Annotated in this window: 18 protein-coding genes; 11 read left to right on the top strand and 7 right to left on the bottom strand. The window is 58.8% G+C overall.

Annotation, left to right across the window (positions count from 1 at the left end):
* The first annotated feature begins 16 nt into the window (after positions 1–16).
* The 3 genes from GSQ81_RS17015 (at position 17) to GSQ81_RS17005 (ending at position 2713) form a co-directional block, all read left to right on the top strand.
* Complete coding sequence (locus GSQ81_RS17015; protein WP_158911827.1) at positions 17–1171, top strand: Gfo/Idh/MocA family protein; 1155 nt, start codon at positions 17–19, stop codon at positions 1169–1171.
* A 29-nt stretch (positions 1172–1200) separates the two neighbouring features.
* Entirely contained in the window at positions 1201–2055 is an 855-nt protein-coding gene (locus tag GSQ81_RS17010; RefSeq protein WP_158911826.1) for an LpxI family protein, read from the top strand.
* A 106-nt stretch (positions 2056–2161) separates the two neighbouring features.
* Entirely contained in the window at positions 2162–2713 is a 552-nt protein-coding gene (locus GSQ81_RS17005; protein WP_158911825.1) for a peroxiredoxin, read from the top strand.
* A gap of 76 nt (positions 2714–2789) precedes the next feature.
* On the opposite strand, the gene GSQ81_RS19860 is transcribed toward GSQ81_RS17005, so the two are convergent.
* Positions 2790–3614, bottom strand: coding sequence for a hypothetical protein (locus GSQ81_RS19860; RefSeq protein WP_216846459.1), 825 nt, complete (start codon positions 3612–3614; stop codon positions 2790–2792).
* Positions 3615–3757: 143 nt separating this feature from the next.
* The gene (locus GSQ81_RS16995) at positions 3758–5635 is read right to left on the bottom strand and encodes a lytic transglycosylase domain-containing protein (protein WP_254060262.1); all 1878 of its coding nucleotides are present in this window, start codon (positions 5633–5635) and stop codon (positions 3758–3760) included.
* Between the two features lie 133 nt (positions 5636–5768).
* On the opposite strand from GSQ81_RS16995, the gene lepA reads away from it, so the two are divergent.
* On the top strand, positions 5769–7571 hold the full coding sequence (lepA, locus tag GSQ81_RS16990) for a translation elongation factor 4 (protein WP_158911824.1): 1803 nt from the start codon (positions 5769–5771) through the stop codon (positions 7569–7571).
* 410 nt (positions 7572–7981) lie between these two features.
* Here lepA and GSQ81_RS16985 read toward each other — a convergent pair whose 3' ends face one another.
* Entirely contained in the window at positions 7982–8653 is a 672-nt protein-coding gene (locus GSQ81_RS16985) for an OmpH family outer membrane protein (RefSeq protein WP_158911823.1), read from the bottom strand.
* 1031 nt (positions 8654–9684) lie between these two features.
* On the opposite strand from GSQ81_RS16985, the gene GSQ81_RS16980 reads away from it, so the two are divergent.
* Positions 9685–10797, top strand: coding sequence for a response regulator (locus tag GSQ81_RS16980; protein WP_158911822.1), 1113 nt, complete (start codon positions 9685–9687; stop codon positions 10795–10797).
* A 216-nt stretch (positions 10798–11013) separates the two neighbouring features.
* Here GSQ81_RS16980 and GSQ81_RS16975 read toward each other — a convergent pair whose 3' ends face one another.
* The 3 genes from GSQ81_RS16975 to bla are packed head-to-tail and all read right to left on the bottom strand — an operon-like array spanning position 11014 to position 13615.
* Complete coding sequence (locus GSQ81_RS16975) at positions 11014–11358, bottom strand: histidine triad nucleotide-binding protein (RefSeq protein ID WP_158911821.1); 345 nt, start codon at positions 11356–11358, stop codon at positions 11014–11016.
* A 24-nt stretch (positions 11359–11382) separates the two neighbouring features.
* Complete coding sequence (locus GSQ81_RS16970; protein WP_158911820.1) at positions 11383–12717, bottom strand: M48 family metallopeptidase; 1335 nt, start codon at positions 12715–12717, stop codon at positions 11383–11385.
* 55 nt (positions 12718–12772) lie between these two features.
* The gene (bla, locus tag GSQ81_RS16965; RefSeq protein WP_216846502.1) at positions 12773–13615 is read right to left on the bottom strand and encodes a subclass B3 metallo-beta-lactamase; all 843 of its coding nucleotides are present in this window, start codon (positions 13613–13615) and stop codon (positions 12773–12775) included.
* Positions 13616–13838: 223 nt separating this feature from the next.
* Between bla and GSQ81_RS16960 the strand changes: the two genes are divergently transcribed.
* The 5 genes from GSQ81_RS16960 (at position 13839) to GSQ81_RS16940 (ending at position 17678) form a co-directional block, all read left to right on the top strand.
* A complete protein-coding gene (locus GSQ81_RS16960) occupies positions 13839–14369 on the top strand; it encodes a DUF2059 domain-containing protein (RefSeq protein ID WP_158911818.1) in 531 nt (176 codons plus the stop codon).
* Positions 14370–14693: 324 nt separating this feature from the next.
* Complete coding sequence (gene rpmI, locus GSQ81_RS16955; protein WP_158911817.1) at positions 14694–14891, top strand: 50S ribosomal protein L35; 198 nt, start codon at positions 14694–14696, stop codon at positions 14889–14891.
* A 181-nt stretch (positions 14892–15072) separates the two neighbouring features.
* Positions 15073–15462, top strand: coding sequence for a 50S ribosomal protein L20 (gene rplT, locus GSQ81_RS16950; protein ID WP_158911816.1), 390 nt, complete (start codon positions 15073–15075; stop codon positions 15460–15462).
* A 72-nt stretch (positions 15463–15534) separates the two neighbouring features.
* Positions 15535–16920 carry an FAD-binding oxidoreductase gene (locus GSQ81_RS16945; RefSeq protein ID WP_158911815.1) on the top strand — a complete coding sequence of 462 codons (1386 nt, stop codon included), beginning with the start codon at positions 15535–15537 and terminating at the stop codon, positions 16918–16920.
* Positions 16917–17678 carry an SDR family oxidoreductase gene (locus GSQ81_RS16940; RefSeq protein WP_158911814.1) on the top strand — a complete coding sequence of 254 codons (762 nt, stop codon included), beginning with the start codon at positions 16917–16919 and terminating at the stop codon, positions 17676–17678. Before GSQ81_RS16945 ends, GSQ81_RS16940 begins: the two co-directional genes overlap by 4 nt.
* Before the next feature lie 310 nt (positions 17679–17988).
* Here the strand turns inward: GSQ81_RS16940 and GSQ81_RS16935 are convergent, their stop codons facing one another.
* Positions 17989–18489, bottom strand: a complete 501-nt coding sequence (locus GSQ81_RS16935) for a hypothetical protein (RefSeq protein WP_158911813.1) — start codon at positions 18487–18489, stop codon at positions 17989–17991.
* A gap of 137 nt (positions 18490–18626) precedes the next feature.
* Here GSQ81_RS16935 and GSQ81_RS16930 point away from each other — a divergent pair, with 137 nt between their 5' ends.
* Positions 18627–21389, top strand: a complete 2763-nt coding sequence (locus tag GSQ81_RS16930) for a valine--tRNA ligase (RefSeq protein WP_158911812.1) — start codon at positions 18627–18629, stop codon at positions 21387–21389.
* Positions 21390–21408: the final 19 nt, after the last annotated feature.

The raw sequence follows: 21408 nt of genomic DNA, 5'->3' as shown, positions 1-21408 counted from the left end.
AGACTGGTCTGCACCTATGACCTCCTCTCTTCGTTACACGTTTAAATCGCTTCTCGCCCTCTGCGTCTTCAGCGTGCTCAGCCTCTCTTCCGCTTCAGCGCAGAATCCTGCTCACATCCGCGTCGCCGTCGTCGGTCTGAACCACGACCACATCATGGGCTTCCTGCACGAGCTGCCTTCGCACCCCGATGTCGAGCTCGTCGGCATCTCCGAACCCGACGCCGCTCTGCGCCAGAAGTATGCCACACGCTTCCATCTCCCTGAGAATCTCTTCTACTCGTCCGAAGCAACGATGCTCGCCAAGACGCACCCGCAGGCGATCCTCGTCTATACCGCTGTCGCCGGACACCGCGCCGCCATCGAGCAGGCCGCACCGCTCCACATCCCGGCCATGGTCGAGAAGCCACTCGCCACCACTGTCGAAGACGCTCTGGCCATCCAGAAGCTCTCGCAGAAGTACAACGTGCCCGTGCTCACCAACTATGAGACCACCTGGTACGCCTCCAACACCGCGGCGAACAACATGCTTGAGGCAGGCCAGATCGGCGAGCTGCGCAAGCTCGTCTTTCACGACGGACACCGCGGCCCCAAGGAGATCGGCGTCAGCCCTGACTTCTTCAAGTGGCTCACCGACCCGAAGCAGAACGGTGCCGGATCACTCTTCGACTTCGGCTGCTACGGCGTCGATCTCACCACATGGATGATGCACGGCGAACTGCCGCTGACCGTCACCGCTGTCACCCTGCACATCAAGCCGGAGATCTATCCCAACGTCGATGACGACAGCACCATCGTCCTGACCTATCCGCACGCGCAGGCCATCATTCAAGGCTCGTGGAACTGGCCCTTCGACCGCAAAGACATGGAAGTCTACGGCGTCAAAGGCTACATCGACACGCTTTATGTGGACGGCGCACCCGGCGTGAAGCTTCGCGTCCGTCTCCCCGGCGAGCACACCGAACATGTCGAAGACGCACCCGCGCTTGCGCCGCCCCAGAACAACTCTCTCAACTATCTCAGCGCTGTCCTCGGCGGAACGCTCAAGCCGGAGCACGATATGACCTCGCTCGACACCAACGTTACCGTCGTCCGCATTCTGGACGCCGCGCGCCGCTCTGCTGCGACAGGCCGCACCATTCACCTCAAGGACGAAGTCGAAGGCAAGAAGTAGGCTTCGCTTTGCAATGGCATCATTGAACTATGGATAAACTCGGCCTCATCGCCGGCAACGGTCGCTTCCCTTTTCTCCTTCTTGACGCTGCACGCGCCCACGGCCTTCAGGTCGTCGTCGCAGCGATCAAGGAGGAGGCCGACCCCGAGATCGACGCTCGCGCCGCAGCCGATGCCGATATTCACGTCCACTGGATGTCGCTCGGCGAACTCTCCCACCTCATCGAAACCTTTCAGGCCGAAGGCGTCACCCGCGCCGTCATGGCCGGACAGGTCAAGCACAAGCAGATCTTCTCCAGCATCCGTCCCGACTGGCGTCTGGCAAAACTGCTGCTCAACCTCCGCACCCGCAACACCGACATGCTGCTCGGCGCAATCGCAAAAGTCCTCGGCGACGAGGGCATCGAACTGATCTCCTCAACCGCCTACCTCGAGCCTCTACTCGCAAAGCCCGGCGTTCTCACCAGCCGTGCTCCCAGCGAAGAAGAACTTAAAGACATCGCCTATGGCCGCACCGTGGCCCAGGCCATCGCTGGATATGACCTCGGCCAGACCGTGGTGATCGCTGCGCAGGCCTGCGTTGCGGTTGAGGCCATGGAAGGCACAGACGCCACCATCGAGCGTGCCGGTGCTCTCTTTCGCACCCTCGGCATCGAGATCGGCGACCAAACCACCCTCAGCCGCTCGCTGACCGTTGTAAAAGTTGCTAAGCCCAATCAGGACATGCGCTTCGACGTGCCGGTCGTCGGCGTCGCCACTATCCAGACGATGCAACGTGCAGGCGCGACCTGTCTCGCCGTAGAAGCAGGCAGGACGCTGATGTTCGATCCGGCAGCTATCGTCGCCACCGCAGATGCCGCTGGCATCGCTATCCTTGCTCAATAGTCAATTGTCACAATGTTGTCACGACGTCGTAACCAAAGGGATTGAACAGGCGTCCTATTGAGAAATGGGCTCGTCTATTCATCATGCTTCACAAAGGGGAACGAAGATGCGCAAAGGAATTTTGCTTGCAGCGATCATAGGCTTGGTGGCAACATGCGGCGTTGGTTTGAAAGCCCATGCTGCCGACACAGATACAGACACGGTCAAGGTCGGTATGACCGCACCCAACTTCACGCTTCCCTCACAGGAAGACCGGCCCATCAGCCTCAGCGAGTTCAAGGGGAAGTGGGTCGTCCTCTACTTCTACCCGAAGGACCAGACCACTGGATGCACCATCGAAGCGCATAACTTTCAGCGCGACCAGCCGAAGTATGACAAGCTCCACGCGGTCGTCCTCGGCGTCAGCCTCGATACCGTCGCCAGCCACAAGGCATGGTGCGCGATAGACACCTTCAGCTTCAAGATGCTGGCCGATCCCGATCACAAGGTCGTCGATGCATACGGCGTCCCGGTGATGACGCACGGCGATATGCACTTCGCCAAGCGGCAGACGTTCCTCATCTCTCCCAAGGGCAAGGTCGTGAAGTTCTGGCCCGATGTCAAGGTGGACCACCACAGCGAAGAAGTTCTCGCCGCAATCGAAGAAGCTAAGAAGTAGAGATAGCAACAGACGCAAAAAGGCCCGGGCTCTCAATCGAGTGTCCGGGCCTTTTTGCTTGCCTTAGGTTAGTTGCTTACTTCTTGACGGCCTTCTTTACAGCCTTCTTTACGGCCTTCTTTGCAGGAGCCTTCTTCGCTGCTGCCTTCTTTGCAGGGGCCTTCTTTACAGCCTTCTTAACTGCCTTCTTTGCCGCTGCCTTCTTCGCAGGGGCCTTCTTTGCTGCTGCTTTCTTGGTTGCCAAGGTATTACCTCTCTTCGTTGGTTTTTTGTTACTGGCAGTGCTCTTGTTGCCGGACGCCTTTTTAGGGGCGACCTTACCGCCGCGCAGAGCACTGGACTTCTTCGCGGCAGAACTCAATGTCTTTTTGGCCGGGCTCTTCTTCGCCGCGACCTTTTTCGCTACAACTTTCTTTGCAGGAGCCTTCTTCGCTGCTGCCTTCTTCGTTGGGGCCTTCTTCGCTGGGGCCTTCTTGACAGCTTTCTTAACGGCCTTCTTCGCTGCAACCTTCTTTACCGGTGCAGCCTTCTTGGCGGGCACTGCTTTCTTTGCAGGAGCTTTCTTCGCCGCTGCCTTCTTGGCGGCGGGCTTTGCAGCCTGCACCGGAGCGCTGACGGGAAGAGTCGCCTCTCTGGTTGAGGGCGTATAGCCTCTCACCGGCGACGGCGGCAGGCTGAACAGGCTCGCCTCTTCGGCATGAGCATCGGGCCGCGTCCGCACGTCGTCATCGTCCTCGTCGATATCATCCTCATCGTCGTCGGAGCTAAGGGTGACCTCTTCTTCTTCATCGTCCTCGTCGAAGCGGTGGCGCAGATCGTCGTCTTCTGCTTCATCGGCAAAGTCGTGATCGTTGTTATCTGCGGCTGCTGCGTGGTACCGAATCGTGTCGTCGAACGCCATTGTCATTTCCCCTCAACACTGCTCTGACTTCTTCGCTACAAGTACGATGCAACCAAATCCATCTTTACTACCTGCGACGAGATTCTAGCAACAGGATGCATCCAAGCGCTACCGAAGGCAAGTAATCTTTTTCGCGGGGTAACTTATCGGGCAGCTTTCCGTTTCGTTTTGGAGACGCCGTGCTTCGAGTTTGTACTCGATTTTTTCGAATCCGCTCGTCCGGATGAAGACGATTTTGTGTGTGATGACGCTGCATGCGGTCCCTTCGAACGCGAATGCGAAGACACTGAAGACCTGTGCCCACGCGACGATTTGCCACGCGAGCGCATTCGCGGCGCGAGCTTCACAGGCTCGGAGACCCGCAACGAATGCCCCGTCGCGACAGCGTTCGATCGCAGATGGTTCCAGCTCCGCAGTTGCTCCACCGTTACGCCGAAGCGGTCGGCAACCGTAACCAGCGTATCGCCGCGCCGCACCTTATATGTCTGCGGATGGGCCACCGCTCTTGGTGCCGCGATCGGAATCACCAGCTCATCGCCGCCATCGACACCATCGTTCCCGGTGACGCCATTCTCTTCCGCGATATCGCTCGCATGAGTATGAAATGTCGTTGCGACGGCATCGAGCGTCTCGCCCTCGTGCACCACATGGAACCGCCAGGTGTCCCTCTTGTCCTCGGGAATCTGTTTGATCCGCGAAGCAAAAAGGTCGCCGGTGCCAACCGGAATGTGCAGATCGAAGGGCATCTCCCGCGGCGTCGTCATGCGCAGCAGACTCGGATTCAGTCCAACAATCTCGGGCAGCGTTGCGTTGGTCACATCTGCCACCAGCCGCAGGTCCACCGCGTAGCTCACCGTCACCGTGTCGTAGACAACCGCCGGCTCGGGAACCATCTTGTCCAGTCCATACTGCGTCGGATTCTTCGCCATGATGATTGCCGCGATGATCCCCGGCACATAGTTCTTCGTCGCCTCCGGAAGCACGTTGCGCCGATACAGTTCCCAGAAGTCAGCGTAGCCAGTGTGCATGACCGAGCGCTGCACATTGCCCGGGCCCCAGTTATACGCGGCCATTGCGAGATACCAGTCGCCAAACTGGTTGTAGAGTGCCTTCATATACTTCGCATAGGCGATGGAGGACTTCTCCGGATCGAACCGCTCATCGAACCATCCATTGTGCGTCAGACCATACGCCCCCTGAAACGGCATAAACTGCCACATGCCGCCAGCTCCCGAATGCGCATTCACTACTTGGGGTTGAAAGCCCGACTCGGCCACTGCAAGATAGATCAGATCCTGAGGAAGCCCTTCATCCCGCAGATCCTTCGAGATCATGGTCTTGTATTTTCCCGCACGCTCCAGTGACCGCAGCAGGTGTGCGTGTCCCGTGGGTGAGTTGGAAAAATAGCTGATAAACCCGGCGACGTATTGATTGATCACCAGCGGAAAGTCCGACTGCGTCGTCTTCAACTCCGCCTCCACCTTCGCAGTCAAAGCAGGGTTCGCGGGAAAGGTGACCTGATTGGCAGCGTCGAGCGGTGCCTCTTCAACGGCGGGCGAAAATCCGTTGCCCTGCTTCAGTGCCGCCATCTCCAGCGAGTTCACCGCACTCACCAGGTGGTCCAACTCGTCGGCGAGGTCGGGGTCGCCCTTCAGGTCCATCCCGCTCATCAGCATCGCATCCACGGCAGAGTCGAAATCCGCGCGCGCAGCATCCAGATGACCAGCGCTGTAGTTGTCGACGCCGCTGCGATAGAGCTGCTCGGCATGGTTGATCAACTGCTGCTCTTTGTAAGCCTCCGCCGGATCGACCGGTTCAGCCTTCGCCGCAACAATCTTCCCTGCCGGTTGCGCTTTGTCTGCGGGGCCATTTGCAATGGCCGGAGCCGTCGCCTGCGCAGGCACCTTGGCCGTCGCTGCGCCCTGGTTCTGCGGACAGCCCGCAAGCATCACCAGCGGCACACACGCTGCCACTAGTGCCCATCGCCGCACGTCTTTGAATAGTAGAGTTGTTCGAGCCATCTTCCCTGCTCATTGTAAGACGGATTGCACGCTCAAACCTGCGCATCTCACACTCGCTCCATTCGAGATACCTCACGTTCACTCCACGCCGCCCGAGTGATAGCATCGAAAGTTGAGGCAGTTCGCACCCCGTATGGATCCAAGTCACATCCGCAACTTCGCGATCATCGCGCATATCGACCATGGCAAGTCCACCCTCTCCGACCGTCTGCTCGAGCTGACCGGCTCGGTGACCGCGCGCGAGATGCAGATGCAGGTGCTCGACACCATGGACCTCGAGCGCGAGCGCGGCATCACCATCAAGGCCCACACCGTCCGCATGATGTACAAGGCGCACGACGGCGAGACCTATCAGCTCAACCTCATCGACACGCCCGGCCACGTCGATTTCAGCTACGAGGTCTCACGCTCGCTGGCATCGTGCGAAGGCGCACTGCTGGTTGTCGACGCCTCGCAGGGCGTCGAGGCACAGACGCTCGCCAATGCTTACCTCGCCATCGCCGGTGGCCTTGAGATCATTCCCATCATCAACAAGATTGATCTCCCCAGCGCCGACATCGAGCGCACCAAGGAGATGATCGAAAAATCCGTCGGGCTACCTGCTGATGACGCAATTGCGGTCTCGGCCAAGACCGGCCTCAACGTCGCTGACATTCTAGAAGCGGTCGTGACACTGCTACCGCCGCCAAAGGGCGATCCAGAGGCACCGCTGCAAGCGCTCATCTTCGATAGCTGGTTCGATCCCTACAGAGGCGTCATCGTGCTCGCCCGTATCGTCAACGGCAAGCTGCGCAAGGGCATGAAGATCAAGGTCATGTCGAACGGCAAGACCTTCGATGTCGAAAGCATGGGCGTCATGACTCCCAAGCCAGTCGAGATGGTCGAGCTTTCCGCCGGCGAAGTCGGCTTCTTCGTGGCCACCATCAAAAACGTAGCCGACACCAAGGTCGGCGACACCATCACTTCGGTCGAGAACCCCTGCGCCGAAGCGCTACCCGGCTTCGAAGACATCAAGAGCATGGTCTTCGCCGGTCTTTACACCGTCGACTCGCACGAGCACGCCATGCTGCGCGACGCGCTCGAAAAGCTCCGCCTCAATGACGCCAGCTTCTCCTTCGAGCCAGAAAGCTCCGTCGCGCTCGGCTTCGGCTTCCGCTGCGGCTTCCTCGGCCTGCTCCATCTTGAGATCATTCAGGAGCGCCTGGAGCGCGAGTACGACCTCGACCTCATCACCACCGCGCCCGGCGTCCGCTACAAGATCACCCTGACCGACGGCAGCGTCATCGAGGTTGACAATCCTTCGCGCTGGCCCGATCCCTCGAACATCGAGCAGATCGAAGAGCCGGTCATCATCGCCAAGATTTTGACCAACGAAGAGTACGTCGGCGGAATCCTGAAGCTCGTCGAAGAGAAGCGCGGCCGTCAGCAGAACATGGAGTACGTCTCCGACACCCGCGTCATGATCACCTACGAGCTTCCACTCAACGAGATCGTGCTCGACTTCTACGACCGCCTCAAGACCGTCTCCCGCGGCTACGCCTCGCTCGACTACGTCCTCGCCGGGAGCTGGGTCTCGCCCATGGTCAAGATGGACATCCTCATCGGCGGCGATCCCGTCGATGCGCTCTCCATCATCATCCACAAGGACTTCGCCCAGAATCGTGGTCGCGCTCTCGTCTCCAAGATGCGCGAGCTGATCCCGCGCCAGATGTTCGAGGTCGCCATTCAGGCCGCCATCGGATCGAAGGTCATCGCCCGCGAGACCGTCACCGCCATCCGCAAGAACGTCATCGCCAAGTGCTACGGCGGCGACATCAGCCGCAAGCGCAAGCTCCTCGATAAGCAGAAAGAGGGCAAAAAGCGCATGAAGCGCATCGGCAAGGTAGATATTCCGCAGGAGGCATTTTTAGCCGTGCTCAAAGTCGGGGAAGATTAGGGCACTTTGATTAAGTTTTGGGTTTATCGGTCGATGCAGCTCTTAGAAGTAACCAGATATATCGCATCCGGCAGCGGCTGTACTCTTCAAAATAGATGAACTCTTTGAGCTTACGAGCAGCGCTGAAATCTGAGGCTGTAACTCATCAGTAACACTGATCTGTGGAAACCCTTGAAATCGTTATACTTGCTCGAAGAATGCAAAAACAACTGCAAACTATTGCACTGTCCATCGTAAGGTCATAACCCATATCGAGTTAGATAGCACTCACGAGATACCCACCCAGGGTAATATCCTTTCCAAGGCGCTGTGTTTGGCGGCGGCGCACTGAAAATCCACAGAATTTTCCACAGGCAGGCAAAAGGGAGGCCTCCTGAGAGGTCTCCCTTTTGTCAAAAATTTGCTGCCTGTTACTTGGTGGTTGAGGGATGCGTCGTGGTCGAACGCGGACGCGCAGCCGGGGTCGGCGCAGAAGGAGCAGGAGCTCCGACTCCAGAAGAAGCGTTGTAAGCCTCGATGATCGCCTGCGAGATGTCGGTTCCAGGGGTCGCCCACATGACCGAGACGCCTCCCTGGGCCTGCTGTCCGCTGAGGTCCAGAAGAAGCGTATAGCCATTCGCCTGAACGTACTTCACCACCGTAGGCCCAAGCTTCTGCGCAACTTTGCCGAGAGCATCCTGTAGGTCGGCGTTATAGGCCTGCGTGGCATCCTGAGCATCGCGCTGGAGCTGCTTTTCCTTGGTGTCGATCGTGCGCAGCTTGCTGGCGCGCTCTTCGTCAGAGAGGGTCGCAGGCGCACTCTGCAGTTGCTTCTTCAGGGAATCCACTTCCGCAGACTGAGAGTCGATCTGAGTCTTCTTCGGTGCATACTTGGCCTGAACCTCTTGAATCGCGCGCTGTCCTTCATTCGTAGCGGCTGCAACCTGCTCATACTCGATCAGGGCAATCTTTGCTGGTACAGCTTGTGGCGCCACAGCAGCAGAAGCGGCGGGTTGGGTGGTGGGCGTCGTTGTTTGGGCCATCCCGGCAACGGTCAACAATCCCGCGCCAAGGGCGGAGACTAGCGTAAGGGTACGATTCATGCGGTGTGTGATACTCCTTCGGGGATCATTCCAAAATCATCCGGCCGTAGGCGCACCAATCGCGACCTTCCGAGCCATTCCTGCATCCTCTTGATGGTGACGCTCGAAAAGCGTAACTACCTTTTACCTCGAGCACCGCGGCCAGCATAACAAAGAAACCGTCGGCCAGCGAGAGGGTTGGCGGAACATCTTGGATTATAGGACTGCCTCGGTAGTCGGTCAAACTCCAAATCTTTGCTGAATATCCTAAAAAGCATAGCGCCATCAATCCAGGACTTCCGTTTTCTGGTATCTCCACTTTTATACGGCCCATAAGTCCTATGAATCCGTCACCCTGGTTTGGCCGACCGATTGCTATCTATCTCAGCATTACTCCTCCGAGTCGAAGTTGAAGCGCGGTTGTAATGCCCCGGATCGAAAGAAGCTAAACCCCGATGAGGGTTTTGCCATCGACCGAGAGGCTCACTTCCCTTACCGGAAGTCTTTCAGGAGGCCAGTGACTGGCCATTCGTTATGCAAAAGCCGCTCGTCGAGCGGCTTTTGCTTCTTTTATCCGCCGATGTCTCTCGTATCCCTGCCCAAGCTTCATCTATATAAGTCGGCCATTCACCGATAAATTTAGCCGGTTCTTCCGCAAAGAGAGTTCTTGCCAATCGCTACCTTTGCGCGTACTCTAAGTCTTACTTCGTGAACCGGCTGTGGGTGCCGCTCATTGTGTAGCCGTCAATTGATAAAATAGAGATTGGCAGCAAGCAGCCAGGCACAGTGAATTTGTGGGACTCTGTCGCAAACAGGTAGAGGGTGAGGGTTCGCCAAAGTAAGGCGTTCCAGGTTGTGTTTCGCTGGCAGATCATCGCTGGTCACAGCCAACAGGCAATATCAAGACGTCCGTTCGAGTGTAATTTGAGACCGTTTCCTCCGACGCTGCAATCCCGGTTTGGCTGGCTCCGCAAAATCTGCGCGGAGACGACGAGGCCCGTGGCGTGAGAGTGAACCGCTAATTGTGATCTAGTGCAATAGGAAGTGGAAGCATGACTTCAGAGCAGAATGTACCCGAGGTGCAATCGCCCCAGGGTTCGTCAATGTCAGCCGGTCAGCAGGACGGCGACGAGCAATTCTCCGGGGCGAACGTCCCCCACGGAATGGGACAGTCCAAAAGCAGCCGCCGCCGTCGCCGCAAGCGCAAGACCAAGGGGCCGGACTCCCCCCAGGACGCAGCCCAGGCCGGGACCTCCGGGGAGCAGTCAGCAGACCAACCTATCGGCTCCATTCAGGCTGCCAGCGTGCAGACCTCCCAGCCTCAAAGTTTTCAGGCCAACTCCGGCCAGCAGCAGAACGGAGCCAACGGATCGGCCCCAGCCAAGCGCTGGAAGAAGAAGTTCCGCGACCGTGACCGCCAGCGCTCCCCGGAAAACCCCGGCAACGTCGCCAGCAGCGGCAGCAGCAATGGCGGAGGCTTCCGCGACAGCAACAGCCATCAGCCGGGCAATAACGGCTTCAAGCGCAAGAGCGGTGGAGGCGGTGGAGGCAGACAGCAGCAGCGCGGACCGCGCAGCTTCGTCGGCCCCATGGACCACAGCTACCGCGTGGCCAACGGCAACTTCGCCGATACGCCGCCATCGACCATCGAGACCCACGGCAACTTTCAAGGCCGCGGTGGCGGAGGCGGGCGCGGATATCAGAGCGATTCACAGCCCATCGACTATTCGCAGGGCAAAACCATTCCAATTCCTGAGGACGCGCCAACTAAAATCTTCTTTTTTATTGAGGATCTTTTCTTTATCGCGAAGATTCAGGAGACGGCGCGCAAACTCGGGGTAAAGATCGCCTTCATCAAGAACGACAAGGAGTCGATTGCGACGTTGACCGGCCTCGAAGAAGAGGAGCGTCCCGGCCTGATCGTCTTCGACCTCAACAACGCAAACGCCAAACCGTTGACGTTGATTCCGAAGTTGAAGACCAAGCTCAAGCGCAGCACTTCGATTGTCGGCTTCCTCTCGCATCTGCAGGGAGACCTGAAGGCGAAGGCCGTTGAAGCTGGCTGCGACACGGTCATGCCCCGCGCGGCGTTCTCGCAGAACCTGCCCAATCTGCTGCGCCGTTACGGCCTGGTAGAAGAGGACGAGCCGAACTTCAACCAATAACCGGAATCGAAGCAAAACTGAAAAGCCCTGCGAAATCACTCGCAGGGCTTTTTGCAATAGATCGTTCCATTGTCAATCGTTTCGAGCGGTTCTCCTCCAGATGTCGTTTTGGTGATTCGAGCAAAACGCAGATTCCCTTCGGGAATGACAAACGAAGGAAGCTGCACCTGAGAGGAAATAACTTTTGCATGGCCGAATCTCACAGGCAAACGCACACTAGCCCGGAGGCCAGTCCATATGCCGCCCGCCCAGCAGATGCAGGTGCAGATGGTTCACCGTCTGGCCGCCGTCATCGCCGGTGTTGACGACCACGCGATAGCCGCCATTCAACTTACGGCTGCGCGCAATCTCAGCAGCCGTGGCGAGCAGATGGCCCAGCAGAGGCGTATGTTCGGCGGCAGCCTTCGCCTGCGAGGCGATGTGCTGCTTGGGGATGATGAGCAGATGCGTAGGGGCTTGGGGATTGATATCAGGAAAGCCGATGCAGAGTTCGTCTTCGTAAACGCGGCTCGCCGGGATCTTTCCTTCAACGATTTTGCAGAACAGGCAGTCAATAGGCATCGGTAGGTTCAGGGCCGTCTTCTTTTAAAAAATCGCATTGCGATCCTTTGGAAAGAATTTTGGATGCTCGCCGATAACCCATGGGTTGTATGTGGCGGCAAAGGCTGCACGGCTCTCGATCGAAGGATGGCTGTAAGTCCAAAATTCAATAAAAGGGTGCGCTACAGGATCTTCAAGCGATGCCTCGCCGAGCCGTTGAAACGCTTGCTGCGTCACCGCCTGAGGATCGGCCACGATGCCATGAACCGCCTCCTGCCCATAGACGTCTGCGGCATGTTCGATCGACCGGCTGAAGGCATTCTCAATCGGCGCTAAGAAAAACGACAACGTATTCAGCGCCAGCAACAGCACCACCAGAAACGCCCAGTCGTTCTGCGACCCAATCCCCCACCGCGCGCCATAACGCCGCAGCAGCCATTCCGTCAGCTTCTGCCCGACAAAGAACGCCACCAGCAACAGCAATCCGGTGAACACCAGCCCCAGCGCGATATGGTGCAGCGCATAGTGGCCCAGCTCGTGGCCAAATACCGAGGACAGCTCATCCGGCGTGGCATCTTTGATCGTGGTGTCCCACAGCACCAGCCGCTTCGATGGGCCAAAGCCGGTGACGTAGGCATTCAACCCGGTGACCTTGCTGCTGGCACGCATATAGAACATCCGGTCCGGCGGCAGGCTGATGCCGCTGCGCGCAACGACCTTCTCCAGTTGCGCGACCAGCGCGGGGTTCGACTGCTGCAATGGCTCGAACTTGTTGAAGAGCGGATCGACCAACACCGGCGCTAAAAAGACCCCAAACAGGACTGCCACCATCGCCGGCATCCAGAACCACAGCCACCATCGCCCGGGCGAGCGGCGAATCACCCAGAACAGCACCATCACCAGCATTCCGCCCACAATCCACACCATCACAAAGCTCTTGACCTGGTCCCACAGCCAGCTCGGCCAGTGCTGCACCGAGAGCCCATACGCCAGCCCCAGATGATGCCCGTACACATACAGCGGCGCATCCAGCACCGCGATCGCGCCAAACAGCAGCAGCGTAAATAAGAAGCACTGCGCCAGCCGATTCTCCGCAGCCCTCACCGCAATATCGCGCAGCCGTGGTGGAACACCCAGCGCCAGCAGTAGAAGCAGTTGCAGAATGCTCCACACGCTGCCAACAAAGTACAGGATCGTCCGCACACGGAAGAGCCCCTCGGCCTGCTTCAACTTCGCAGGCGGAAGCGTATAGGCAGTTTGATCCTGCGCGGCAACGTGTAACGCCTGCGCTTCGGTAACCGTGGTGCTCTTCACCCACTGCGGCGCCGTCAGCAGAGCGGCCAGCGCAACCAGCAGGAGCAAAATTGTTCGAAGACGCATCGCTTAGTAGGACTCCCGCCAGCAGAGTTTTGTGTACAACCCTGCTCCGGTATTTTTACCTCTTCCCTCGCTGCTGCTTCGCCAGCTCCGCCTTAAACGCACTCTCCCTGTCGGCGATATAAGCCTTATATCCCGCAGGATCGACGAATGCATTTACGCCGTCTTGCTTCAGCCGCGCATACTTCTCCAGCATGTCGTAGTAGCTGCCATGCGCTCCCAGAAAGATGTCGCAGGGCAGCGACTTCAGCACTCGAAACCCTTTCTCATAGTCCGCGGCCATCTGCGGATACGCCGGATCGCCCACCAGCTTATAACCGGGGTTCATATTCGGGCTGCCCACAATCACGACGTTGTACGTCTTCCCGCCGTCGGTCACCTTCATCGTCCAGGTCGTGCAGCCCTTGGTATGCCCCGGCGTCAGGTGTGCGACCAGCACCATGCTGCCAAGCCGAACCTCGCTGCCATCATGCAGCACACGGTCAACCTTGGCAGGAGGGTACCAGTCATCCGGCGACTTGCCATAATGAAAGTCCTTCCTTCCGCCCGACTCCACCACCGGAACGTCCGCGTCCATCACCATGTATTGTGCGCCGGTCAGCTTCTTCACCTCGGCGCTGCCCGCCGCATGGTCCCAGTGCGCGTGGCTGATCAGCAGAATCTTTACATCGCTGAACTTGAACCCCAACTGCTCGACGCTCTTCTTAATCAGCTGGGGTGAGCTGGTCAGGCTGCTGTTGATGAGGATGTCTCCCTGCGGCGTGACGATCAGGTACGACGCCAGGTCCTTGCTGCCGACGTAGTACAGGTTCCCGGCAATCCGGTACGGCGGAAACGGTGTCGTCCACGCCGGGTCCTGCATACTGGTTGCTGCCACCGCCATCATCGATCCCGTCAACATTAGCCAACAGGCCACAAGCCTCCACAGCTTTCCGCTACGACGCATTCCATACCTCCCTTGTTGAAAACTCAGCTCCGCCACAACCTCCTTAAAACTTACGCAAAACGGCTGTGGACTGAAGATATCGACACAGGTTCTCCTCTCCATCCTGTATGCTTCCCTTCGGCAGGCCGCACCACCTCCTCGCCTGCAAGCCACAGTCCCCATCCCAAAGGAAGCACCCATGAAGCTCATCACGAGAACCCTCCTCGCCCTTCTCCTCATCACTCCGCTCTTCGCCCACGCCGACGAAGCCTCCAAGAAGGCAAAGGTGGAAGAGTTGATGCAGCTCACCAACATGAACCAGCTGATGACGCAGATGCTGGGCCAGATGAGCGAGCGAATGAAGGCATCTGCGGCCGAGCAGTCAGCCAACCTGAAGCTGACGCCCGCGCAGCAGACCGTCTATGACGATTACCAGCAGAGGATCGGCAATCTCATCACCGGTTCCGTGAACTGGGACAAGATGAAGCCCATCATGGTTCAGGTCTACGACGAGACCTACACCGAAGAAGAGCTCGACGGCATCCTGAGCTTCTACCGCTCACCCGCCGGAAAGGCAATGGTCGCCAAAGCGCCCCAACTGATGTCAAAGAGCATGGCGCTGATGGTGCAGCAGATGCGCACGCTCCAACCCCAGATCGAGCAGCTCACCAAAGATTTCGCCGAGCAGATGCAAAAGTCAGGCCCACCACCCGGGACACCTACAAAATAACTTTTCTCAAAAGCGTTTCCTCTTTGAGTCCGGAAGAACATGCCGCGACAAAAGCGAAATACAGGGGTCTCTCCACTCCGCTTCGCTCCGGTCGAGATGACGTGCCTCATTGTTGAGTTCGATCGGTTGAGATGACGTGGTGCACGCGTTTCGATAAAACTCTCGGTCAGCCAGCCAGGTTAGCTCAATATGCTGTTGATTCTAAATTCCTTAGCTGACCAGATCGCAGAGAAAAGGAAGCAGGGGTGAAACGGCTCAACTTATCGGGCCATCGTCATATATACTCAAAGGGTTGTACAAAAGCAGCACTTCGTTAGGAACACAATGCCAAAGCTGAAGACACACAGCGGCGCCGCAAAGCGCTTCAAGAAGACCGGTACGGGCAAATTCAAGCGCGGCCAGTCCAAGATGCGCCACATCCTCACCTCGAAGGCAACCAAGACCAAGCGCAAGCTTGGTGGCCAGGTTCTCGTCTCCGATGCGGATCACGCCAAAGTAGCACGGATGCTTCCTTACGCCTGAGCTTCAGGCAGGGAACCATCGGTTTTTCAGATCGAGCCGCCTCACCAGGCAAAGGGTCAGCAAAGCGTAAAGGCCCCTGGACAAGCGCAAGCGAGTCCACTGAGATCTGAAGTTGCATAGCGAGTGAAGAGGCCACCTTACCTCCAGCCGCTCAAACGATGTACGCAAAAGGAGAAACACCATGCCCCGTGTAAAACGGAGTACAAAACGCAATGACCGGCGCAAAAAGATCCTCAAGCGCGCCAGTGGTTACTTCCTCACCAAATCCAAGCTCTATCAGGCAGCGCAGGAAGCCGTCGAGCGCGGACTCATGTTCGCCTATACCGGCCGCAAACAGAAGAAGCGGCAGTATCGCGCGCTCTGGATCGTGCGCATCAACGCAGCCTGCCGCATCAACGGCATGAGCTACTCGACCTTCATCAACGGCCTCAAGCTGGCAGGCAACGGCCTCGATCGCAAGATCCTCGCCGACATCGCCGTCAACGACGCCGCTGGCTTCGCGACCCTCGCCGAACAGGCCAAGGGTGCTTTGAAGTCCGCGAAGGACGCACGCGCCACAGCCGCAGCATAAATTAATCGTATACAACTCGAGAGGCACGGCTCAGCCGTGCCTCTCGCTTTTGCAATCGGCTATTCTTACCCTATGCCCACAGCTTCAGGAACAACGCCAGAATTGAACTTCCGCACCCCGGACGAGCAGTTCGAAGGTCAGGCGCCCTTTGAGTCCTGGGGCCGGTATCCGAACTACGACGCCAACGTGGTCCCTCTGCACTGGCAGAGCGACTACCCAGCCGTCGCCAGCGGGATGCACAACGGCGTGCTGCCCGTAGGCATGGGCCGAAGCTACGGCGACGTATGCCTGCTCAACGGCGGCAACCTGCTGGTCACCACCGGTCTGAACCGCCTGATCGCCTTCGATCCCGAGACCGGCCTGCTCACCGCCGAGGCCGGAATCACGCTGGCGCAGATCCTCGACTTCGCCGTTCCTCGTGGATTCTTTCTTCCCGTCTCGCCCGGCACGAAGTATGTGACTCTCGGCGGAGCCATCGCCAACGATATTCACGGCAAAAACCACCACGTCGCCGGAACCTTCGGCCGCCACGTTACGCAATTTGAACTAGTCCGCTCCGACGGCACGCGCAAGCTCTGCTCGCCAACCGAGAACTCTGACTTCTACGCTGCCACCATCGGCGGTCTCGGCCTCACCGGTCTTATTTCTTGGGCGCAACTGCGGCTCAAGCCCATCGTGTCGCGCCTCATCGACTACGAAGGCATTCAGTTCCACGGCATCGACGAGTTTCTCGACCTCACTCGTCGGAGCCAGGACATCGAATACACCGTAAGCTGGATCGACTGCGCCTCCACCGGCAAGAACTTTGCCCGCGGCGTCTTCATGCAGGGCGACCACTCGACCAAGCGCGATATGCTCACGCCCTCACCTAAACCGAAGCTGGTCTTCCCCTTCGACGCTCCCGGCTTCGCGCTGAACCATCTCTCCGTCAGCCTCTTCAACACTGCCTTCTTCCACAAGCAGATCCACAACCGCGTCGTCGCATTGCAGGACTACGAGCCTTTTTTCTATCCGCTCGACAAGGTGCTGCACTGGAACCGCATGTACGGCAAGCGCGGCCTGCTCCAGTTCCAGTACGTCATTCCGTGGGAGAGCGCACGCGAAGGCACCATCACCATCCTCAAAGAGGTCGCCAAGTCCGGCCTCGCCAGCTTCCTCGCCGTGCTCAAGGTCTTTGGCGATGTGCCCTCGCCCGGCATGATGAGCTTTCCCAAGCCCGGCATCACACTGGCGCTCGACTTCCCCATTAAGCCCGATAAGAGCTTCCCTCTCTTCGAGCGCCTCGCCGACATGACCCGCGAGTTCGGTGGCCGTCTCTACCCTGCCAAAGATGCAGCCATGACCGCGGCGCAGTTCCAGGCCTTCTATCCGCAGTGGCAGCAGTTCGCCCGCTACCGCGACCCGCAACTTACCTCCAGCTTCTGGGAGCGCGTCACAGGAGATCGACCAGGTTTATGAGTCAGATTGATAGCACCACTCCCCGCAAGATCCTCGTCCTTGGAGCCACCTCCGGCATCGCCGAAGCTACCTGCCGTATCTGGGCCGCACAAGGCGCGCGCCTGTTTCTCGTAGCCCGCAACGCAGAGAAGCTTGCCGCCGTCGCCACCGATCTACGCACTCGCGGCGCAAGCTACGTCGATACCGCCGTCGCCGACCTCGACAACACCGACCAGCATCCAACTTTGCTCGCTCATGCCGTCAACTCGCTGACCGGCCTCGATGTGGCGTACCTTACCTACGGCATCCTCGGCGATCAGGCCAAGGCCGAGCAGGATTTCAACACCGCCGCGCAGATCATCTACACCAACTACATGGCTCCGGTCTCGCTGCTGACGTGGCTGGCCAACTTCTGCGTCCAGCGCCATGCGGGAACGCTGGCCGTCATCTCGTCGGTCGCAGGAGACCGAGGGCGCAAGTCGAACTACCTCTACGGATCTTCCAAGGCTGGCCTGTCGGCGTTTCTAGGCGGGCTACGCAACCGCGTCGACCGCGAAGGCGTCACCGTGCTCGCCATCAAGCCCGGTCCGGTTAAGACAGCGATGACCTCCGGCATGAAGGGCAGCGAGAAGTTTGCCGATGTCGATGCCGTGGCTAAATCCATCGTCAACGCGATCGATAAGCGGCAGGACACTCTCTACGTGCCGTTCCAGTGGCAGCCGATCATGTTCATCATCCGCAATATCCCGGAGCGCATCTTCAAGAAGCTCAATCTCTGAGCACTGCAGCCTAAAAATCTGCCCCAACTCACGTCATCTCGACCGAAGGCGGCGCTTTTGCCGCCGCAGTGGAGAGACCCCTGTATTTTCGCTTTTGCTGTTGCTTGTTTTTGTTCTGCTGGAACCGCCGTTGGTTCATCATCGAAAATCAGCAACCGCAAAAAACAAGGACGAAATACAGGGGTCTCTCCACTCCGCTCCGCTTCGGTCGAGATGACGTACCGCTGGAGTGACGACAGGCTTCACTCCAGTCAAGAGGACGTACAGATGGGGCGGCGACAGGCTTCGATCCGATGCCGGAATCGGCTACCTATCTACCCTGAATGCCCCGACCATTGGGGTAAGCCGGAAAACGGTAGCGGTTGCGCCGCACCATGTACACGATCAGCCAGATGATGCCTATAAGAATAAGGAACGGCGCGAACGGCACAAGCAGCCAGCCCTTGCCCGGCATCACCGTGCGGTCTCCGCGGATCGTGGCCTCGGGAGCCATGTTCGCATTGCCCGCCATGATGGCAACGTCGCCGCCTACCTCTGTCTCCGGAGCCAGGTTCAGATCGCCGCCCAGGATCGCTATGTCGCCCGAGATGTTGCGGGTCGGATCGACCGTGACGCTGCCGAAGAGAACCGCGACATCCCCTTTGACATCGCCGTGAACGTGGACCGAGCAGAAGGCGCAGACAAGATCACCGGCAGTTTCGCCCTCGGCGACGGTAATGTCGCCACCGAAGCTGACGCGGTCCTGATCGGCGCGGGCAAAGGGAGTGGACGCTGCGAGAAGGAGAGCGACGGCGAGAAGCAGCTTTGTCATGAAAATTCCTCGTTGGAGGTAGTTTACGGTGGCTTTAGGATGTGTGCCGCAGGAAAAGCACAGGACAGGCATTTGCGGCCTCTGCAAAGGTTGATGCGGTGCGGTGCGACCTGCGGTCGATGCTAGGCTTAAAGAACATGAGCCACGAACTGCCGAAAGCATACGATCCGTCCATTATTGAAGAGCGCTGGGCCGAGTACTGGGTGCGCGAGCGCCTCTTCGACGTCGCCACCTCTGAGGGTACGCAGGAGGGCGTCAAGAAGTTCACCATGCTGCTGCCTCCGCCCAACGTCACCGGACGGCTGCACATGGGCCACATGCTCAACCAGACGGAGATGGACATCCTCACCCGCTGGCACCGCATGTCCGGCGAAGTGGCCATGTGGGTTCCCGGTACCGACCACGCCGGAATCGCCACCCAGATGATGGTGGAAAGGCAGCTCGCCTCTGAAGGAAAGAAGCGGCAGGAGCTTGGGCGCGAGGCTTTTGTCCAACGCGTATGGGAGTGGAAGTGCGTTTATGGCGGAGCCATCCTCGACCAGATGAAGCGCCTCGGCGCCAGCGTGGACTGGAGCCGCGAGTACTTCACCATGGACGACCGCCTCAGCGTCGCCGTCAAGGAAGCATTCGTTCGGCTGCATGAGCAGGGGCTGATCTATCGCGGGGCCTACATCGTCAACTGGGACCCGGCGATTCAGACTGCGGTCAGCGATCTTGAGGTAGAGCACGAAGAGCGGCTCGGCAAGATCTATCACATCCGCTATCCACTGGCGGATGGGTCGGGGTCAATTGTGGTGGCCACCACGCGACCGGAGACCATGCTGGGCGACACCGCGGTTGCGGTGAACCCCACCGACGAGCGCTACCTCGCACTGCAAGGCAAGATGGTTCGCCTGCCGTTGAGCGGCGTGAATGGCGGCGCGAACCGCGAGATTCCGATTCTGGCAGACGACTGGGCCAAGCCGGAGTTTGGCACTGGCGCGGTCAAGGTAACTCCCGCACATGATCCCAACGACTTCGCCATCGGCCAGCGCCACGGCCTGCCGAACCTCACCATCCTCGATGAGACGGCGCATGTACTGCTGCCGGGTTCGGCGTATCACGGGCTGGACCGCTATGCTGCGCGGACGAAGATTGTTGAAGACTTGAAGGAGATGGGTCTTCTGGTTGACGTAAAAGACCATACCCTCTCCATCGGCCTCAGTCAGCGCACCGGCGTCGTCATCGAGCCGCGGCTTTCGCAGCAGTGGTTCGTCAAGATTCAGCCACTGGCCGACAAAGCGATTGAGGCCGTCGACAAGGGTTACATCAAGTTCACGCCCGACCAGTACCGCAAGACCTACGACGAGTGGATGAAGAACATCCATGACTGGTGCATCTCGCGCCAGTTGTGGTGGGGCCACCGCATTCCGGCATGGCACTGCGCCGCCTGCGGCGAGACCACCGTTGCGCGCGATACGCCGCTGAAGTGCCAGCACTGTAACTCCGCCGAGATCGTGCAGGAGACCGACGTTCTCGACACATGGTTCTCGAGCGGGCTGCTTCCCTTCACCGTCTTCGGCTGGCCGGAGAAGACGCCTGATCTGGCAGCGTTTTATCCGACGCAGTTGCTGGTGACTGGCTTCGATATTCTCTTCTTCTGGGTGGCTCGCATGATTATGTTGAGCTGCCACTTCATGCTGGATGTGCCTATGCCTGACGGGTCGGCACGGACGCTGGAGAATGCCGTGCCCTTCCGCGAGGTCTACATCCACGCGCTGGTGCGCGATGCCGAGCGGCAGAAGATGTCGAAGACCAAGGGCAACGTCATCGACCCCATCGAGGTCGTAAAAAAATACGGCACGGATGCGGTGCGGTTCACGCTTGCCAGCATGGCCAGCCCCGGCACCGACATCGCCTTCAGCGAAGAGCGCACCGACGGCTATCGCGCCTTCGCCAACAAGATTTGGAATGCGGCGCGCTTCCTCTTTATGCAGGTAGAACGAGCGAAGGAAGCCGGGTACAGCATGTCCATGCTCCCCGCTGGCGGCGCGGTGACGGAGTTGCCCGAGGAGACGCCGCTCGAGACGCGCTGGATCTTCGGACGCCTCAGCGCAGTCAGCGCGGAGGTAGACCGTGCTCTGGCCGACTACCGCTTCGACGAGGCGGCGGCGGCTGTCTATCAGTTCTTCTGGGGAGAGTTCTGCGACTGGTATCTGGAACTGGTCAAGCTGCGGCTGGAGTTTGGCGAGGGCACGGAGAAGAACGCGGCGACGGCGGTTTCGCTGGCCTCGCTGGTCGGCGTGTTTGAAGCGGCGCTGCGATTGCTGAGTCCGTTCATGCCCTTCCTCACTGAAGAGCTTTGGCACGCGCTCTATGAAGGCAAGGCTCCGGCAAAGTCGATTGCACTAACGCGCTATCCGAAGGCGAGTGACTTCCCTGCAGATGAGGCTTCGGTTACTACGATGAATACGCTGCAGGAGCTGATCGTCACGGTGCGCGGCCTGCGCAGGGAGCTTGGCGTCCCTGAGAAAGAAGCAGCGCCGATTGTCCTTCATGCGGATAACCGCATTCTGGCGCTGGCCGACGCGAATGCCGATATGCTGGCGCGGCTGGCTCGTGTGGCTTCAGTCGAGTTTGCCGATGGGCCGCTGACGGGCGGGAATACACGTTCGACTGCCAGCTTCGATGTAGCTGTCGTCTACGAGCGGCAGATCGATGTGGCTGCCGAGCGCGAGCGCCTGACCAAAGACCTCGCCAAGTTCGAGAAGGGGTTGACGGCAGCCGAGCGGCAGTTGGGCAACGAGGCATTTATGGCCAAGGCTCCGGCACATATCGTCGATGGGTTGCGAAAGCAGGCGGCAGAGACGAAGATGCTGCATGACAAGGCGAAGTCTGCGCTGGAGGCTTTGCCGAACTGATTCGGTGAAGCGGGAATAG

The sequence above is a fragment of the Granulicella sp. L56 genome, assembly GCF_009765835.1.
Classification (GTDB): Bacteria; Acidobacteriota; Terriglobia; order Terriglobales; family Acidobacteriaceae; genus Edaphobacter.
This window is presented reverse-complemented; position numbering and strand designations above follow the sequence as displayed.

Bases quoted from the DNA above. Each gene is read 5' to 3' on its own strand.
- GSQ81_RS17015 (WP_158911827.1), top strand. From the start codon at position 17: ATGACCTCCTCTCTTCGTTACACGTTTAAATCGCTTCTCGCCCTCTGC.
- GSQ81_RS17010 (WP_158911826.1), top strand. From the start codon at position 1,201: ATGGATAAACTCGGCCTCATCGCCGGCAACGGTCGCTTCCCTTTTCTC.
- GSQ81_RS17005 (WP_158911825.1), top strand. From the start codon at position 2,162: ATGCGCAAAGGAATTTTGCTTGCAGCGATCATAGGCTTGGTGGCAACA.
- GSQ81_RS19860 (WP_216846459.1), bottom strand. From the start codon at position 3,614: ATGGCGTTCGACGACACGATTCGGTACCACGCAGCAGCCGCAGATAAC.
- GSQ81_RS16995 (WP_254060262.1), bottom strand. From the start codon at position 5,635: ATGGCTCGAACAACTCTACTATTCAAAGACGTGCGGCGATGGGCACTA.
- lepA (WP_158911824.1), top strand. From the start codon at position 5,769: ATGGATCCAAGTCACATCCGCAACTTCGCGATCATCGCGCATATCGAC.
- GSQ81_RS16985 (WP_158911823.1), bottom strand. From the start codon at position 8,653: ATGAATCGTACCCTTACGCTAGTCTCCGCCCTTGGCGCGGGATTGTTG.
- GSQ81_RS16980 (WP_158911822.1), top strand. From the start codon at position 9,685: ATGACTTCAGAGCAGAATGTACCCGAGGTGCAATCGCCCCAGGGTTCG.
- GSQ81_RS16975 (WP_158911821.1), bottom strand. From the start codon at position 11,358: ATGCCTATTGACTGCCTGTTCTGCAAAATCGTTGAAGGAAAGATCCCG.
- GSQ81_RS16970 (WP_158911820.1), bottom strand. From the start codon at position 12,717: ATGCGTCTTCGAACAATTTTGCTCCTGCTGGTTGCGCTGGCCGCTCTG.
- bla (WP_216846502.1), bottom strand. From the start codon at position 13,615: ATGTTGACGGGATCGATGATGGCGGTGGCAGCAACCAGTATGCAGGAC.
- GSQ81_RS16960 (WP_158911818.1), top strand. From the start codon at position 13,839: ATGAAGCTCATCACGAGAACCCTCCTCGCCCTTCTCCTCATCACTCCG.
- rpmI (WP_158911817.1), top strand. From the start codon at position 14,694: ATGCCAAAGCTGAAGACACACAGCGGCGCCGCAAAGCGCTTCAAGAAG.
- rplT (WP_158911816.1), top strand. From the start codon at position 15,073: ATGCCCCGTGTAAAACGGAGTACAAAACGCAATGACCGGCGCAAAAAG.
- GSQ81_RS16945 (WP_158911815.1), top strand. From the start codon at position 15,535: ATGCCCACAGCTTCAGGAACAACGCCAGAATTGAACTTCCGCACCCCG.
- GSQ81_RS16940 (WP_158911814.1), top strand. From the start codon at position 16,917: ATGAGTCAGATTGATAGCACCACTCCCCGCAAGATCCTCGTCCTTGGA.
- GSQ81_RS16935 (WP_158911813.1), bottom strand. From the start codon at position 18,489: ATGACAAAGCTGCTTCTCGCCGTCGCTCTCCTTCTCGCAGCGTCCACT.
- GSQ81_RS16930 (WP_158911812.1), top strand. From the start codon at position 18,627: ATGAGCCACGAACTGCCGAAAGCATACGATCCGTCCATTATTGAAGAG.